The following is a 14,786-nucleotide window of genomic DNA, read 5'->3' as shown; positions in this document are numbered from 1 at the left end:
TGCAGAAAGAATAGCCGGAGGAGGAACGGCAGAATGTGGGCTAAAGGGCATTCAACGATGGGATTGGGCCAACTTATCTTCATGCCGCAGTGAGCGGCATGATGATTTATTCCCAGCCCGGCACTGCCCCGCCGTTAAAGATGGACTCTGCCGCCTTCGCGACCTCTGGCGACTGGTACGCCTGGATAAACTCCTTCACCTTCTGGGCATCTTTATTATCTTCCCGCGTCACCACAATGTTCACGTAAGGCGAGTTTTTATCTTCGATAAAGACGCTGTCATGCACCGGCGACAGCCCGGTTTGCTGGAGATAGGTGGTGCTGATAATCGCCACATCCACTTTCGGATCGTCCAGCACGCGCGGCAGTTGCGCCCCCTCCAGCTCCATGATTTTCAGGTTTTTTGGGTTGGCGGTGATATCCAGCGCCGTCGGCAGTAAACCAACGTCCGGTTTCAGGACGATCAGCTTTTCGTTTTGCAGCAGCAACAGCGCACGGCCCAGGTTGGTGGGGTCGTTCGGAATGGCGATGGTTGCGCCATCTTTGAGTTCAGAGACCGATTTGATCTTGCGGGAATAACCCGCCATCGGGAAGACAAAGGTGTTCCCCACTGCCACTAGCTTGTAGCCGTGTGCTTTGTTGTCTTCCGCCAGGAATGGGCGATGCTGGAAGACGTTGGCGTCCAGCTCACCGTGGTTAGTGGCGTCGTTTGGCAGCAGCGAGCCGCTAAAGCCCACCAGCTCAACGTCGAGGCCGAACTTCTCTTTCGCCACTTTTTTGGCGACTTCCGCCACGTCCTGCTCGGCGCCGTTGATCACGCCGACCTTAATGTGTTTAGCATCGCTGCCGCTTTGGTCGCAGCCCGCCAGCAGCAGGCCAGCAAGAAGAAGAGCACCCAATCGAAGTTTCACCGGTCAGTCCTTTTGAGAAATGTTTTATCGACTATATCGGCAACCCAGCGGCAGGTTAAAAAACGAAAAGGAATCAATAAGAAGGATAAGTTATATGCGGGTTTTGCCGGGCGGCGCTGCGCTTGCCCGGCCTACGTGCTGAGACGGAGAACTGTCGCAGGCCCGGTAAGCGTCGCGCCACCGGGTGGGGGGAGTCAGGCTGCGGTAGTCCAGTCTTCGACTGTCAGTTCCTGCACCATGGCGAAAGCCTGATCGTTAGTCACAATCGTTGTGCCCCGGCTGATTGCGTGCGCTGCGATCAACTGATCGAGATCGCCCATGACTTTCCCGCGCTTTTCCATTTCGGCGCGCAGCTTGCCGTATATTGCCGCGGCGTCACTGTCCCAGTCGCAAACGGTGATAGTTTTAAGAAATTCCGAGATGGTTTCGTGCAATCTAAGACTTTGCTTTTTGGCAACGCCGTAAAGCAGCTCAGCCTCCGTTACGCTTGAAATACACATATCTTCTGGCGCCAACCGGGAATAGTGATTTACCACTCCTGGATGCTGCCTCACGAGATGGCTTACTATGTTAGTGTCCAGCATATGCAGCATTTTCTATAATCCTTCAAAAGGATCTCTTGTCGTATAGCTCTGATTGCGTTCCTCTTTACTCAGGAAAGAATCAGGGACATGAGTCTGCTTCAGTAAACGCAAAAAATTTTCCCTGTGCCGTTCCTTCTCTGACATAGCCCTCAACACAACATTCCCCTCTTCATCCCGCCGGATCCAGACATTCTCTGAGTCAAACGCGAACTCAGCAGGCAGTAAAACCGCCTGGTTTCGCCCTTTTTTGAACAGTTTTGCTTTACGTTCCATCGCAACCTCTGCTGATTTATTAACCAGGACAAAGCATGCGCCAGCAGCGTCGGGAATGACAAGCCAGAGCGTCAAAATTCGGAAAGCGACTCGCAACAAATAGCTGACCCGCTAACTTTACGCCTCCCGCTTGCGCAGCGGCGCCTCACGCAGGAACCACGACAGGACAAAGGCCAGCACCATGATCGCGGCAGCCATCAAAAACACCGCATGAATGGCGGAGCCAAAGGCGTCCAGGTAGTCCAGGCGCAGGGCATCCGGCAGGTGATGAATGGCGGTGGGGTTCATCTCCCGCGGCAGTTCGGTCCCCTCGGGGATCCGCGCCATCAGGCCCGACTGCAATACGTGGGTGAAGACCGCGCCAAACAGCGCCACGCCAATCGCCCCGCCGATGGAGCGGAACAACGTTACGCCTGAAGTGGCCACACCGTACTGGCTGGATGAGACGCTGTTCTGTACCGCCAGCACCAGCACCTGCATCACCAGACCCAGCCCCGCCCCCAGCACGCCGGTAAACAGGTAAAGCTGCCAGATCGGTGATTCGATGGTGATCCGCGTGAGCAGGGCCATACCGACCACACCCAGCAGGGTACCGAGGATGGGGAACAGGCGGTATTTCCCGGTGCGGCTGATAATGCGCCCGCTGATAATTGAGGTCAGCAGCAGTCCGCCCATCAGCGGGATCAGCTGTAAACCGGCTTCAGTCGGGGTCGCCTCTTTGACAATCTGCAGATAGAGCGGCAGGAAGGTGACCGAGCCAAACAGCGACATACCGATAATAAAGCCAATCAGGCTGCACAGCAGAAAGCTGCGATCCCGGAAAAGCGACAGGGGAATAATCGGCTCCCACGCCAGACGCTCCTCGTAGATAAACCCGGCGATACCCGTCAGGCCAAAGGCCAGAATGCACCACAGCTGCGGGTCACTCCACTCGCGTACCGTGCCCCCTTCGCTGGTAAACAGAATGATGCACAGCAGGGCCATGCTAAGGTAAATCGCCCCCAGATAGTCGATCTCATGTTTGTTGCGCTTCGCGCTGCCGCGGAAGACCGCGCCAATCACCAGCAGGGCAAACAGGCCCAGCGGCAGATTGATGTAGAAAATCCAGCGCCAGGAGGCGTGCTGCACCAGAAAACCACCGACCAGCGGACCAATCACCGTCGCGAGCCCAAAGACCCCGCCGAATAAGCCCTGATAGCGGCCACGCTCCGCGGGGGGAATAACGTCGGCCACCGCCGCCATGCTGATCACCATCAGCCCCCCGCCGCCCAGCCCTTGCAGGGCGCGCATCAGTACCAGTTGGGTCATATTCTGCGCCAGCCCGCACAGGGCGGAGCCCACCAGAAAAAGAACAATCGCGATTTGCAGCACGATTTTGCGGCCAAAGAGATCGCCAAACTTACCGTACAGCGGCACCACAATCGTGGAGCTCAGAATATAGGCCGTCACGACCCAGGAGAGTTTATCCAGGCCGCCCAGCTCGCCCACAATGGTGGGCAGCGCCGTGGAGACGATGGTCTGATCGAGAGCCGAGAGCAGCATCACCAGCAGGAGCGCGCTGAAGAGCAGCCGCACCGGGGGCGCGTTTTTGGTTTGCGTTGTTGAATCGGAGACCATAAAACACCGCTTGAAATTAATTAATTGGATAATTAATATTTAATGAAGTTATGAATCAGGTCAAGGGATCCTCCGCGCATGTCAGCACATAAAGATAATTCCGACCCTACGCCACAGGCTCGCCGTCCCGGACGCCCACGCGGAAGTAAACCCACCGCCACCAGCCGGGAACAGCTGCTGGATATCGCCCTCGATCTCTTTGCGCGCCAGGGTATTGCCCGCACCTCGCTTAATGCCATTGCCAAAGAAGCGGGCGTGACGCCGGCGATGCTGCACTACTACTTCAACTCCCGGGAACAACTGCTTGATGCGATGATCGAGGAGCGTTTTCTGCCGCTTCGCAGCGCCATCGCGACGCTTTTCAGCGCTCACCCGGACGATCCGGTTACCGCCCTGAGGTTGATGGTGGAAAAGCTGGCCGAACTGGCCGTAAAGCATCACTGGTTCGCGCCGCTGTGGATGCAGGAGGTGATCGGTGAAATGCCGGTACTGCGCGCGCATCTGCAGGCCCGCTTTGGCGATGAGAAATATCAGGGGACGCTGGATACCGTTGCCCGCTGGCAGCAGGAGGGTAAACTGAACCGCGATCTGGCGCCGGAGCTTTTATTCACCACGCTGTTGAGCCTGGTGCTGGTGCCCTTTTCACGCATGCGCAATGACGAGAGGTTAAGCGCCCTCTCGCCGGAACGTATTGTGCGCCATGCTCTGGCGGTGATGGGCAGTGGTATTGGCGGTTAAAGCGCCTTCGACAGGTAATGTCGTTGTATTCCCGGGTAGGGAAAATCGTTGAGCGTCATTTCCAGCTTATAGCCCTGCTTTTCATAAAACGGACGCGCCTGAAAACTGAAAGTGTCCACCAGTGCATGTCGGCACCCCTGCTTCCGGGCCTCCTCTTCAGCGGCATGCATCAACTGGCTGCCAAGCCCGCTTCCACGCAATTCATCGGATACCCACAGGTATTTGATATTCAACCACTCGCCCTGGCGATTGCCGATGAGTCCGCCGCGCATGTTGCCGCTGTCATCGCGGGCATAGACGGCGAGATCGCTCCCCACGCGGGAAAAATCAATAAACTGGCTGTTATAGATCCGCAGTAGCTGGAGTAACTCTTCCTGCTCGTGTTCGGTAATGGTGTCGGTAATACTCAGTTGCATATCAATCCCCCGTTACGTTGCAGATCGACTATCGCATACTCCGCCCGGGATACAAACGCCAAATTCTGGTCCTGTATGGGTTAAAAAATGTAACTGAAATCAACGAAAAATTGCCTTTGCGAGCACTATCACCCCTTGTTACCTGTCACCCGCCAGCCGTCACACATTTTTCTTCTGCGCTTCCCTCTCCGGCAAATTCTGCGGCTACGCTTAGTCGTACCCCTGCGCAACTATTGGCAAAATTAATACTTTCGGCTTGGGTCGCAACGGCGGATGTAACGATATATTTCATAAACGTGTGTGTTTTTTTCCGGAGGTTTCCATGAAGTCAGCGCACCTGTTTTGCCTCATCGTCTGCCTGCTTTTCGCCGCCTTCGTTCATGCTCAGGAGATGAACGATCCGGCAAAGCTAGAGCAGATGAAACAGGCGGTTTTAAAGGATGTGAAAAAAGCCTGTGCCCCGCAACGCAAGCAAACCGATAAAGAGTGGCAGGCGATGATTATGGCGTCTGAGGCGAATCAGATGCTGGTCAAAAACGCGGTGGTGGCGATGGAGCGGAACAATCAGGAAGGTTACTGGGATGCCGTCAGTCAGGTGGACTGCATGGAGGATTACTGATTACGCATAAAGGGGCCATGCAGCCCCCTTAATTTTTTAGCGACGCACATCCGGAATAATTAAATCCCCGCGCAGCACATACGAACCCAGCATCTGGGTCTTCTCATTCAGCCAGCTGACGATCCGTGCCGCCATGGCATCCATTGAGTACTCAATCGCCGGAATGGTTGGAATACCCGGCAGATGCAGTGAACCCGCCAGACTGAAGACCATGATGTCGCCCGGCACCGATCGGTTGAACGCCTGGAGCTGGGGGATCACCCGCTGCGCTTCCTGCTCGTCGGCCACCAGTAAGGCGTTGAAATTGAGCGTAGAGGCGTTATTGAGCAGCTCCTGCAGGGCCACGGAGGATGAGGTGGCTTCCATAAAGACCAGGTTGCGATTAAACGGCAGGAAGTTCTTTTCCAGCCCATGCTTGTAGCCCAGCAGCACCTGATCGGCAAAACCACTGCCGTACGGATGGATCAGGGCAATCTGGCGTCGCCCCTGGCTGGCGAGGAAATTACAGGCGGTTTCCGCGGCGAAAGCGTGGTCATACTGGATACTGTTGACGTTACCGGTTTCCATGCAGTCCACCAGGATGACATTCTCCTGATCGATATGCAGTGGAAAACGGGCGCCGATAATCAGAATGTCATCGCATAGCCCGCAGGAGAGTTCATCCAGCGCGCCCATGACTTCGGCTTTGGTGTTGGCGAAGCGAAGCAGCAGGTGCTTCTGGTGCTGGCTAAGGTGTTTTTCCAGCGCGTAAAGGTAACCCGTAGTCTGGTTAATGTTGTCGTGGGCGCAAATCACGCCGATACAACCGGTTGTCTGGCTCAGCAGCGACTGGGCAATCACGTTTGGCCGGTAGTTCAGCTCTTCAACTGCTTTCAGTACGGCCTGACGGCTGGCTTCCTTCACGCCGCGCGACCCGCTCAACACCCGTGATACCGTGGCTTTGGACACCCCGGCCAGACGTGATACATCGTTGATTGTAGACATCTTTATCCCCTGACAGGTCTCTCCAGGCCCCTGTAATTCCTGATTCCACTTCGGCTCATATTATAGCCACTCAGGAGTATATCTGTTTCCGTTTTCTATGGAAACCGATTTTCCGTTTCCACTCTTAGTGATGTAAAAGCAGCCAAAATATGTGACCCAAATCCGATAAACAGCCCCTATAAGTAATGGATCTTGATGGCTGTCACACTTCTGTCTTATATGCATGGAAACCGGTTTCCATATGTTATCCAATCATCTCCGCAATAACTATTTACATTTTGAGGATGGTTGTCGATGTTCAAGATTATGCTGTGCTGTTCTGCCGGGATGTCCACCAGTCTGCTGGTACGGAAAATGGTCGAAGCCGCGGAAGAACGCGGACTCCCCGTCAAAATCGATGCGTACGGTGTTTCAGAATTTGATACACAGTTTCCGCAATATCAGGTCGTGCTTCTCGGACCGCAAGTCAAATACATGTTAAAAACGCTCTCAGATAAGGCTGCCACTCAGGGCATACCCGTTCAGTCCATCGATACAATGGATTACGGTATGCAACGTGGCGATAAAGTGCTGGACTATGCTCTGTCGCTCATCGAAGCGGCACACTAAGAAGGTGTTCTCATGAGTTCGTTATATCAATCTATGGTTGCCGTCATTGAGCAGTCCATCGCGCCGCTGGCAGGCAAGCTGGGCCAGCAGAAGTACGTGATTGCCATCCGCGACGGCTTTACCGCCGCGCTGCCGTTTATGATCATCGGCTCGTTTATGCTGGTGTTCATCTTCCCGCCGTTCTCCGCGGATACCACCAACAGCTTTGCCCGCGGCTGGCTCGATTTCTCTGAAACCTACCGCGACCAGCTGATGTTGCCGTTTAACCTCAGCATGGGCGTGATGACCTTCTTTATCTCGGTAGGGATTGGCGCCAGCCTGGGCCGCCAGTTTAATCTCGACCCGGTAATGTCCGGCCTGCTGGCCTTTATGGCATTCCTGCTGGTCGCCGCGCCGTATGCCGACGGTAAAATCTCCACCCAGTATCTGTCGGGCCAGGGGATCTTCACCGCGCTGATCACCTCTATCTATGCCACCCGCGTCTACGCCTGGCTGAAGGATCATAACGTCACTATTCGCCTGCCGAAGGAAGTGCCGACCGGCGTGGCGCGCTCGTTTGAGATCCTGATCCCGGTGGTGGTGATAATCGGTACGTTGCACCCGCTGAACCTGTTTATCGAAGCGCAAACCGGGATGATCATTCCGCAGGCGATTATGCACCTGCTGGAGCCGCTGGTTTCCGCCTCTGACTCCCTGCCTGCCATTCTGCTCTCCGTGCTGCTGTGCCAGATCTTCTGGTTTGCCGGCATCCACGGCGCGCTGATTGTCACCGGCATCATGAACCCGTTCTGGATGGCTAACCTTTCTGCCAACCAGGCCGCACTGGCTGCCGGCGCAGCACTGCCGCACGTCTATCTGCAGGGCTTCTGGGATCACTACCTGCTGATTGGCGGCGTGGGCTCTACCCTGCCGCTGGCCTTCCTGCTGCTGCGTAGCCGTGCAACGCACCTGCGCACCATCGGCAAAATGGGCATCGTGCCAAGCTTCTTTAATATCAACGAACCGATTCTGTTCGGTGCGCCGATCATCATGAACCCGATGCTGTTTATTCCGTTCGTGTTCGTTCCGATGATCAACGCTTGTCTGGCGTATACCGCCACCAAACTCGGCTGGCTGGCACAGGTTGTGTCGCTGACGCCGTGGACGACGCCGGCTCCGATTGGCGCCTCCTGGGCGGCAAACTGGGCCCTGAGTCCGGTGGTGATGTGCGTCATTTGTATGGTGATGTCGGCGCTGATGTATTTACCGTTCCTGCGTGCTTATGAGCGCTCCCTGGTGAAAACCGAAGAGCAGAAAGCGCAGGCGTCCGTAGGTGCAGCAGGGACCGTCGGCAATTAAGTCAAAGAGGACGTTTTATGAAATATGCATTTCCCGAAAACTTCTGGTGGGGTAGCGCCTGTTCTGCACTGCAAACCGAAGGGGAAAGCCAGGGCGGCGGCAAAGGATTAACCACCTGGGATCACTGGTTCGCCACACAGCCAAATCGCTTTCACAACGGGGTGGGGCCGCAGAATACCTCCACGTTTTATCAGCACTGGAAAGCCGACATTCAGCTGTTAAAGCAGCTGAACCACAATAGCTTTCGCACCTCGATAAGCTGGGCGCGCCTGATCCCGGAAGGTACCGGTGAAGTGAACCAGGAAGCGGTGGCGTTTTACAACCAGGTGATCGACGAACTGATCGCCCAGGGCATTACGCCATTCATCACCCTGTTCCACTTCGACATGCCGATGGCGATGCAGGAGATTGGCGGCTGGGAAAACCGCGATGTGGTCGCGGCCTATGCCCGCTACGCAGAAACCTGCTTTGAGCTTTTTGGTGATCGGGTAATGCACTGGTTTACCTTTAACGAGCCGATTGTGCCGGTAGAGGGCGGGTATCTGTATGACTTCCACTACCCGAACGTGGTCGATTTCCGTCGCGCCGCCACCGTGGCTTATCACACCGTGCTGGCTCATGCGCAGGCGGTTCGCGCCTTCCGCGCCGGGCATTATGCCGGTGAGATCGGCATCGTACTGAACCTGACGCCGTCCTATCCGCGTTCGCAGAACCCGGCGGACGTGAAAGCTGCGCACCATTGCGATCTGCTGTTTAACCGCAGCTTCCTCGACCCGGTGCTGTGCGGTGAATACCCGGCAGATCTGGTAGCGATGCTGAAAGCGCACGATCAGTTGCCTGCCTGTCTGCCAGAGGACAGCGCGCTGATTGCCGACGGTAAAATCGACCTGCTGGGCATTAACTACTACCAGCCGCGTCGGGTGAAGTGCCGTGATACGGCCATTAATCCCAACGCGCCGTTTATGCCGGAGTGGTTCTTCGACAGCTACGAGATGCCGGGCCGCAAAATGAACCCGCATCGCGGCTGGGAAATCTACGAGCCAGGTATTTACGATATTCTTATTAACCTGCGCGATAATTACGGCAACCCACGCTGTTTTATTTCTGAAAATGGTATGGGAGTTGAAAACGAGCAGCGTTTTATTGAGAACGGTCAGATTAACGACCAATATCGTATCGAGTTTATTTCTGAACATCTTAAATGGCTGCATAAAGGCATTAGCGAAGGCTGTAATTGTCTTGGCTACCATATGTGGACATTTATTGATAACTGGTCGTGGTGCAATGCGTATAAAAACCGATATGGCTTTGTCCAGCTCGATTTAGAAACGCAGCAACGCACCATTAAAAAGAGCGGAGAATGGTTTGCCGAAACCTCTCTGAATAATAGTTTCGATAAATAGAGTGGAAGATGATGATTGCCTTAGAAGAAGCAGTAATGGAAATCATCGTCAATGCTGGTCAGTCGCGCAGCCTGTGCTTTGAAGCACTGCATGCTGCGCGGCAGGGCAACTTTGACGAAGCAAAAAGCCTGCTGCGCGAAGCCGATGGCTACGCGCGCCAGGCGCACCATATGCAGACCAAACTCATCGAACAGGACGCAGGCGAAGCCCGTCAGCCGATGACCTTAATTATGGTGCATGCTCAGGATCATTTAATGAACTCGCTGCTGGCCCGTGAATTATCCGAAGAGATTATTCATTTATACCAGCGCTAATATTTAAATATCAGTAATGGAGATAGCTTTACGATAATAGTGTAAACCCTCTGTGCCCAAAAAAATAAAATCAACTTGTTCTGATGATAGCGACATATTTTGTCAATACGGAACGGGATGGTTATTGTCTGAATAAAATTTAAATATATATTGAGATAACCATGAATATGATTAAAAAACTTCCATTAACAATGGCGGTTATCGCCGCGCTTTGCCCAATGACGGTACTCGCACAAGAATTTACGCAGGAGCAAATCGACGCCATTGTCGCCAAAGCGGTGGATAAAGCCCTGGCAGAACGCCAGGCAAAAATGGATGCCGCGGTAGCGAAAAAAGCCGACGTCATCAACGAACCGCAAAGCGCCGCGCAGTCTCCGGATATGGCGATCCCGTTCGGCATTAAATTTACCGGTTATGCCCGTTACGGCGCCCACTTCCAGGCCGCCGATCAGAAATACGTTGCCGTAGATGGCTCCTATAACGGCGCCTCGGCGATTGGTCGTCTGGGTAACGAAAGTAACGGCGGCGAGTTCCAGCTTTCCAAAGCCTTCAAAGGCGAAAATGGCGCCATCTGGGACGTCAACGTGATGATTGACCACTGGGGCGACGAAGTTAACCTGAAAAAAGCCTACGCCGGCGTGACCAATATTCTGGAATCCAACCCGAACGCCTATATCTGGGCGGGTCGTGACTTCCACCAGCGTCCGCAGCAGGGCATCAACGATTACTTCTGGATGAACCACGACGGCCAGGGCGCCGGGGTGAAGAACTTCGACATCGGTGGCGTGCAGTTTGACGTGGCCACCGTGGCGGCAGTGGAATCCTGTAGTCCGGAAGTGATGGACGATGAAGCGAACCCGTCGCGCATCACCTGTACCGGCGGCTCCGGCACGGGCGACAAGGGCAACTACGCGGCCACCTCCAAAATTCACGGCATGAAGCTCGGCCCGATCGATCTGGAGCTGTACGCCAACTACGGCTTTGACTCCAAAGCCATCGACACCGAAGAGCGTACTAACGCCTGGCAGGGTGGCGTGGTGCTGAGCCACACCAACGACAGCGGCGTGAACAAAGTGATCGCCCGTTACTCTGATAACTCTGACAACAGCGTGTTCAACAAAACCGAGGATCTGACCACGGTGTACGCCAGCTTCGAAGGGCTGCACAAGTTCACCCCGGCGACCCAGGTGGAGTACATTCTGGCCTTCCACGACTATGACAACAGCCGTGACAACACCGACAACCGTAAGAACTACAACGCCATCGTGCGTCCAATGCACTGGTGGAACGACGTTCACTCCACCTGGCTGGAAGCGGGCTGGCAGCACGTTGATTACGACAACGGCGGCGATAACAAAGGCTGGAAGCTGACCCTGTCGCAGAACATGTCTATCGCTATGGGCCCGGAATTCCGTCCGATGCTGCGCTTCTACGTCACCGGCGGCAAGGTGGATAACGAACGCACCGCCCGCGTGAACAACACCAAAGACGAAACGCTCGACGACTTCAACGTCGGCGCGATGTGGGAAGCCTGGTTCTAACCCCTGCTGCGCCCGGCGGCGCTGCGCTTGCACGGGCCTACAAGGTTTTGTAGGCCGGGTAAGCGTAGCGCCACCCGGCAGGCCCCGTGTTATGCTGCTGGCCTTTGAAAAGCCAATATCGCAGGGGAGAACATGGGTTCCACACGTAAAGGGATGCTGAACGTCCTGATCGCCGCCATTTTATGGGGCAGCTCAGGGGTTTGCGCGCAGTACATCATGGAGAAAAGTCATATTTCCTCGCCTTACCTCACCATGGTTCGCCTGCTGTTTGCTGGCGTGATCCTGCTGACACTCTCATTCGTTCACGGCGACAAGATTTTCTCGGTCATCAAAAATCGCAAAGATGCCCTCAGCCTGCTGATTTTCTCGCTCTTCGGGGCGCTGATCGTCCAGCTCACCTTCCTGGTGACGATTGAAAAATCCAACGCCGCCACCGCCACCGTGCTGCAGTTCCTCTCCCCGACCATTATCGTGGCGTGGTTTGCGCTGGCGCGTAAAAAGCGTCCGGGGATTTTCGTGCTGGCGGCGATCATGACCTCGCTCATCGGCACCTTTTTACTGGTCACTCACGGCGATCCGACTTCGCTGACCATCTCCCCTGCCGCGCTCTGCTGGGGCATCGCCTCCGCCTTCTCCGCGGCGTTCTATACCACTTACCCCTCGGCGCTGATTGCCCGCTACGGCACCCTGCCGATTGTCGGCTGGAGTATGCTGCTGGCCGGGTTAATGCTGACGCCGTTCTATGCCGGGCGCGACACCACCTTCGTGGTCGACGGCAGCCTGTTGCTGGCCTTCTTCTATCTGGTGGTGATCGGCACGTCGGTGACCTTCAGCCTCTATCTGAAAGGCGCGCAGATGATTGGCGGGCCAAAGGCGAGCATTCTGAGCTGCGCCGAGCCGCTGAGCAGCGCCCTGCTGTCGGTGATTTTACTGGGGGTGGCGTTTACCCTGCCAGACTGGCTGGGCACGCTGCTGATTGTGTCGTCGGTGGTGCTGATTTCGATGGATTCGAGAAGAAGGGCTCAGACATCGTCGTAGCCTGATGCCCTCTCCCGGCGGGGAGAGGGCCAAAAACTTACTGCGCCTTCACCTTCCCGGCCACCAGCAGCGCCGTCAGCAGCATCAGGGTGCCGGAAATCACCACCGGTGAGGTGAGCCCTAAATTATCCAGCGCCAGGCCGCCCAACGCCGCACCGCAGGTATTCGCCAGCTGGATCACCGCCACCTGAATGGACCCGGCTTTTTCCGCCTGATCGGCCAGCGAGCGGGTGATCCAGGTCGACCAGCCCACCGGAATCAGCGCAAAGGCAAAGCCCCAGATAATCGCGATCGCCGAGGCAACCCATTTGTCGCTGCCCCACAGAATCAGTACAAGCGCGCTGACCGCCAGCACCAGCGGCGCCCCCGCCAGCGCCACCTTCAGGGAGCGTTTAAGGAACTGCGCCGACAGCGAGGTGCCGACAAAGCTGGCGATACCGAAGCTTAACAGCACCAGCGTCAGGCCATCGACGTCAAACCCGGCCATGGTCATAAACACCGGGCGGATATAGGTGAAGAAGGCGAACTGTCCGGCGAAGGCCATAAAGATGGCGGTCATCCCCGCCAGCACACCCGGGCGTTTCAGCAGGCTGAACATGTTCTGCTTGTGGTGCGCGGCTTCGCCCGGCAGCGACGGCAGCGCTTTCCAGACCCACAGAATACAGAGCACGCCCATCACCGCAGCACCGTTAAAGACGTTGCGCCAGCCGATGATCCCCCCGAGGAAGCTGCCGAGCGGCGCGGCAATCACCAGCGCGATGGAGACCGCACCGAAGATCACCGACAGCGCTTTCGGCACGGTACGCGCGGGCACCAGTCGCATGGTGAGCGAGGCGGACATCGCCCAGAAGCCGCCGAGTCCCAGCCCGAGGCAGGCGCGCCCTAACAGCAACAGGGTGAAACTATCAGCAAAAGAGACCAGCAGGCAGGAGAGGGTCAGCAGCACGCTGAACAGGATCACCACTTTGCGACGGTCAACGGTGCCGATCGCCTGGGTGATAAACAGGCTGGCAAACATCGCCACAAACGCAGTAACGGTAACCGACTGGCCCGCCAGCCCTTCAGATATGCCCAGATCCTGCGCCATCGGCGTCAGCAGGCTGACCGGCAAAAACTCCACGGTAATCAGGCAGGCGACGCAAAACGCCACGGAAAAAACCGCCGACCAGTTCGGGCGAGAAACCGTTTTGGCCTGCGGTTGAATCGTGGGCTGGATATGTTCTGTCATGGCATCACCTGAGATAAAAACGTGCGGAAAAGTCGCGCAGTTTATCATCAAAAGTGTGACATATTTAACGTTTCGACAACTTTTCTTGCATTGCCGCCTTCGCCAGCCCGACGATCCACTCCTGATGCCCGTTAATCATTGGATTCGGCACGGTGCGCGCCAGCTCTTGTGCAGGAACGCCTTTCTGCGACTCCTGGGTCAGGATGCGCACGCGATTTCCCGGTAAATCTTCAAACAGCCAGGCGTGGATCACATCCAGACGTGAGCTGGCATCGCCCTCTACCCAGCCGTGCCAGGCGATGCGCGCGGCCTGGCCTGCGACCGGCGGCACATATTCCGTAACCTGCGCTTCTACCGGAAAGCCGAAGGTTGTGAAACGGAAGCGCGCGCCGTCGCTGAGCAGCGGGCCGCTGCCGTCGTGAAAGCGAATATCCTCGGCATTGCTGTAATACTCCGGCCACAGACGGGTGTCGTTCAGCTGGTCCCAGACGGCCTGCGCGGTCAGCCCAGCGACGATGATTTCGTTGGATGCAAAATTATCGGTAGTGCCCGGCAGGTACTCCTGCGGCCAGATAATGGCGGATTGATTCATGGTTCACCTCATCGTTTGTTAATGGGGTGATGGTGCGCCGGTTAGTGGTATAAATATAATGACGATGATTTATAATCCTCATCACGAGGCGTGATATCAGTGCAGGAAGAAGACCCCCTCTTCCGGCAGGAAGAGTTGGTTATAACGCAGCTGGAAGGCATTCAGTTCGTACGGATCCGGCTCCATATCGCGCATAAAGCCAAGCGCCAGGCGAACCTGCGCATCGGTGATCGGCGCGGCAAGACGCGCCTTGCGCAGCAGGCGATACCAGTTCTGCAGGTTGTTTTCACTGCTGTCGACGATGCACACCTGCCAGATCAGCAGCACCTGCGCGGCATTGAGCAGATGCGCCTCGTCAGGACGTTCAAGGTAGCGGATAAACTCATTGCCGGCGCTTTTGCCAAACTGATCGATCATCGACTCCAGCGGCACAGGGGCGATCCCCAGCCGTTCGCTGAGACGACGAATGGCGCGCCGGGAGCCCGACGTCATGACGCGAAAGCCCACCACAAATACCACGGCAAGCGTAGCCAGCATTATCCAGACCATGAATTCTCCTTACGGTTAGTCGAGCATAATATC

17 protein-coding genes are annotated in these 14,786 nt (G+C 56.0%); 8 read left to right on the top strand and 9 right to left on the bottom strand.

Annotation, left to right across the window (positions count from 1 at the left end; translation table 11 throughout):
* Window positions 1–106: 106 nt before the first annotated feature.
* The 4 genes from nlpA to ACOKCT_RS18280 form a co-directional block, all read right to left on the bottom strand.
* Window positions 107–910, bottom strand: coding sequence for a lipoprotein NlpA (gene nlpA / locus ACOKCT_RS18295; RefSeq protein WP_214421460.1), 804 nt, complete (start codon window positions 908–910; stop codon window positions 107–109).
* A gap of 194 nt (window positions 911–1,104) precedes the next feature.
* Complete coding sequence (locus tag ACOKCT_RS18290) at window positions 1,105–1,503, bottom strand: type II toxin-antitoxin system VapC family toxin (protein ID WP_103177676.1); 399 nt, start codon at window positions 1,501–1,503, stop codon at window positions 1,105–1,107.
* A gap of 3 nt (window positions 1,504–1,506) precedes the next feature.
* The gene (locus ACOKCT_RS18285) at window positions 1,507–1,767 is read right to left on the bottom strand and encodes an antitoxin (RefSeq protein ID WP_103177675.1); all 261 of its coding nucleotides are present in this window, start codon (window positions 1,765–1,767) and stop codon (window positions 1,507–1,509) included.
* A 117-nt stretch (window positions 1,768–1,884) separates the two neighbouring features.
* On the bottom strand, window positions 1,885–3,384 hold the full coding sequence (locus ACOKCT_RS18280; RefSeq protein WP_156653661.1) for an MDR family MFS transporter: 1,500 nt from the start codon (window positions 3,382–3,384) through the stop codon (window positions 1,885–1,887).
* A 78-nt stretch (window positions 3,385–3,462) separates the two neighbouring features.
* Here ACOKCT_RS18280 and ACOKCT_RS18275 point away from each other — a divergent pair, with 78 nt between their 5' ends.
* A complete protein-coding gene (locus tag ACOKCT_RS18275) occupies window positions 3,463–4,122 on the top strand; it encodes a TetR/AcrR family transcriptional regulator (RefSeq protein WP_103177673.1) in 660 nt (219 codons plus the stop codon).
* Here ACOKCT_RS18275 and ACOKCT_RS18270 read toward each other — a convergent pair.
* Window positions 4,119–4,538 carry a GNAT family N-acetyltransferase gene (locus tag ACOKCT_RS18270; protein ID WP_103177672.1) on the bottom strand — a complete coding sequence of 140 codons (420 nt, stop codon included), beginning with the start codon at window positions 4,536–4,538 and terminating at the stop codon, window positions 4,119–4,121. The two genes, ACOKCT_RS18275 and ACOKCT_RS18270, sit on opposite strands and share 4 nt — an antisense overlap.
* 322 nt (window positions 4,539–4,860) lie before the next feature.
* On the opposite strand from ACOKCT_RS18270, the gene ACOKCT_RS18265 reads away from it, so the two are divergent.
* Entirely contained in the window at window positions 4,861–5,157 is a 297-nt protein-coding gene (locus ACOKCT_RS18265; protein WP_103177671.1) for a YicS family protein, read from the top strand.
* A 36-nt stretch (window positions 5,158–5,193) separates the two neighbouring features.
* Here ACOKCT_RS18265 and ACOKCT_RS18260 read toward each other — a convergent pair whose 3' ends face one another.
* A complete protein-coding gene (locus ACOKCT_RS18260; RefSeq protein ID WP_103177670.1) occupies window positions 5,194–6,141 on the bottom strand; it encodes a LacI family DNA-binding transcriptional regulator in 948 nt (315 codons plus the stop codon).
* Between the two features lie 294 nt (window positions 6,142–6,435).
* On the opposite strand from ACOKCT_RS18260, the gene ACOKCT_RS18255 reads away from it, so the two are divergent.
* The 6 genes from ACOKCT_RS18255 (at window position 6,436) to ACOKCT_RS18230 (ending at window position 12,384) form a co-directional block, all read left to right on the top strand.
* A complete protein-coding gene (locus ACOKCT_RS18255) occupies window positions 6,436–6,750 on the top strand; it encodes a PTS sugar transporter subunit IIB (RefSeq protein ID WP_103177669.1) in 315 nt (104 codons plus the stop codon).
* Between the two features lie 12 nt (window positions 6,751–6,762).
* Window positions 6,763–8,088 (top strand): PTS sugar transporter subunit IIC, encoded by a 1,326-nt coding sequence (locus ACOKCT_RS18250; protein WP_325941859.1) that lies wholly within the window; start codon window positions 6,763–6,765, stop codon window positions 8,086–8,088.
* Between the two features lie 17 nt (window positions 8,089–8,105).
* Window positions 8,106–9,491 (top strand): glycoside hydrolase family 1 protein, encoded by a 1,386-nt coding sequence (locus ACOKCT_RS18245; RefSeq protein WP_103177667.1) that lies wholly within the window; start codon window positions 8,106–8,108, stop codon window positions 9,489–9,491.
* Between the two features lie 11 nt (window positions 9,492–9,502).
* The gene (locus ACOKCT_RS18240; protein WP_072250852.1) at window positions 9,503–9,805 is read left to right on the top strand and encodes a PTS lactose/cellobiose transporter subunit IIA; all 303 of its coding nucleotides are present in this window, start codon (window positions 9,503–9,505) and stop codon (window positions 9,803–9,805) included.
* Window positions 9,806–9,966: 161 nt separating this feature from the next.
* On the top strand, window positions 9,967–11,346 hold the full coding sequence (locus ACOKCT_RS18235; protein ID WP_180209089.1) for a carbohydrate porin: 1,380 nt from the start codon (window positions 9,967–9,969) through the stop codon (window positions 11,344–11,346).
* A 132-nt stretch (window positions 11,347–11,478) separates the two neighbouring features.
* On the top strand, window positions 11,479–12,384 hold the full coding sequence (locus tag ACOKCT_RS18230) for a DMT family transporter (protein WP_103177665.1): 906 nt from the start codon (window positions 11,479–11,481) through the stop codon (window positions 12,382–12,384).
* Window positions 12,385–12,421: 37 nt separating this feature from the next.
* Here ACOKCT_RS18230 and nepI read toward each other — a convergent pair whose 3' ends face one another.
* The 3 genes from nepI to ACOKCT_RS18215 form a co-directional block, all read right to left on the bottom strand.
* A complete protein-coding gene (nepI, locus tag ACOKCT_RS18225; RefSeq protein ID WP_156653656.1) occupies window positions 12,422–13,612 on the bottom strand; it encodes a purine ribonucleoside efflux pump NepI in 1,191 nt (396 codons plus the stop codon).
* A 64-nt stretch (window positions 13,613–13,676) separates the two neighbouring features.
* On the bottom strand, window positions 13,677–14,204 hold the full coding sequence (locus tag ACOKCT_RS18220) for an SRPBCC domain-containing protein (RefSeq protein ID WP_103177663.1): 528 nt from the start codon (window positions 14,202–14,204) through the stop codon (window positions 13,677–13,679).
* Window positions 14,205–14,300: 96 nt separating this feature from the next.
* Complete coding sequence (locus tag ACOKCT_RS18215) at window positions 14,301–14,753, bottom strand: DUF1198 domain-containing protein (protein WP_103177662.1); 453 nt, start codon at window positions 14,751–14,753, stop codon at window positions 14,301–14,303.
* Window positions 14,754–14,786: the final 33 nt, after the last annotated feature.

Source organism: Leclercia sp. M-A074-M, assembly GCF_965195605.1.
Lineage (GTDB): Bacteria > Pseudomonadota > Gammaproteobacteria > Enterobacterales > Enterobacteriaceae > Enterobacter.
This window is presented reverse-complemented; position numbering and strand designations above follow the sequence as displayed.

What these genes read in the sequence shown, in the direction of transcription:
- ACOKCT_RS18240 (WP_072250852.1), top strand. Translation starts at nt 9,503, where the DNA reads ATGATTGCCTTAGAAGAAGCAGTAATGGAAATCATCGTCAATGCTGGT.
- ACOKCT_RS18255 (WP_103177669.1), top strand. Translation starts at nt 6,436, where the DNA reads ATGTTCAAGATTATGCTGTGCTGTTCTGCCGGGATGTCCACCAGTCTG.
- ACOKCT_RS18230 (WP_103177665.1), top strand. Translation starts at nt 11,479, where the DNA reads ATGGGTTCCACACGTAAAGGGATGCTGAACGTCCTGATCGCCGCCATT.
- ACOKCT_RS18215 (WP_103177662.1), bottom strand. Translation starts at nt 14,753, where the DNA reads ATGGTCTGGATAATGCTGGCTACGCTTGCCGTGGTATTTGTGGTGGGC.
- ACOKCT_RS18270 (WP_103177672.1), bottom strand. Translation starts at nt 4,538, where the DNA reads ATGCAACTGAGTATTACCGACACCATTACCGAACACGAGCAGGAAGAG.
- nepI (WP_156653656.1), bottom strand. Translation starts at nt 13,612, where the DNA reads ATGACAGAACATATCCAGCCCACGATTCAACCGCAGGCCAAAACGGTT.
- ACOKCT_RS18220 (WP_103177663.1), bottom strand. Translation starts at nt 14,204, where the DNA reads ATGAATCAATCCGCCATTATCTGGCCGCAGGAGTACCTGCCGGGCACT.
- ACOKCT_RS18285 (WP_103177675.1), bottom strand. Translation starts at nt 1,767, where the DNA reads ATGGAACGTAAAGCAAAACTGTTCAAAAAAGGGCGAAACCAGGCGGTT.
- ACOKCT_RS18250 (WP_325941859.1), top strand. Translation starts at nt 6,763, where the DNA reads ATGAGTTCGTTATATCAATCTATGGTTGCCGTCATTGAGCAGTCCATC.
- ACOKCT_RS18290 (WP_103177676.1), bottom strand. Translation starts at nt 1,503, where the DNA reads ATGCTGCATATGCTGGACACTAACATAGTAAGCCATCTCGTGAGGCAG.
- ACOKCT_RS18260 (WP_103177670.1), bottom strand. Translation starts at nt 6,141, where the DNA reads ATGTCTACAATCAACGATGTATCACGTCTGGCCGGGGTGTCCAAAGCC.
- ACOKCT_RS18265 (WP_103177671.1), top strand. Translation starts at nt 4,861, where the DNA reads ATGAAGTCAGCGCACCTGTTTTGCCTCATCGTCTGCCTGCTTTTCGCC.
- ACOKCT_RS18275 (WP_103177673.1), top strand. Translation starts at nt 3,463, where the DNA reads ATGTCAGCACATAAAGATAATTCCGACCCTACGCCACAGGCTCGCCGT.
- ACOKCT_RS18280 (WP_156653661.1), bottom strand. Translation starts at nt 3,384, where the DNA reads ATGGTCTCCGATTCAACAACGCAAACCAAAAACGCGCCCCCGGTGCGG.
- ACOKCT_RS18245 (WP_103177667.1), top strand. Translation starts at nt 8,106, where the DNA reads ATGAAATATGCATTTCCCGAAAACTTCTGGTGGGGTAGCGCCTGTTCT.
- ACOKCT_RS18235 (WP_180209089.1), top strand. Translation starts at nt 9,967, where the DNA reads ATGAATATGATTAAAAAACTTCCATTAACAATGGCGGTTATCGCCGCG.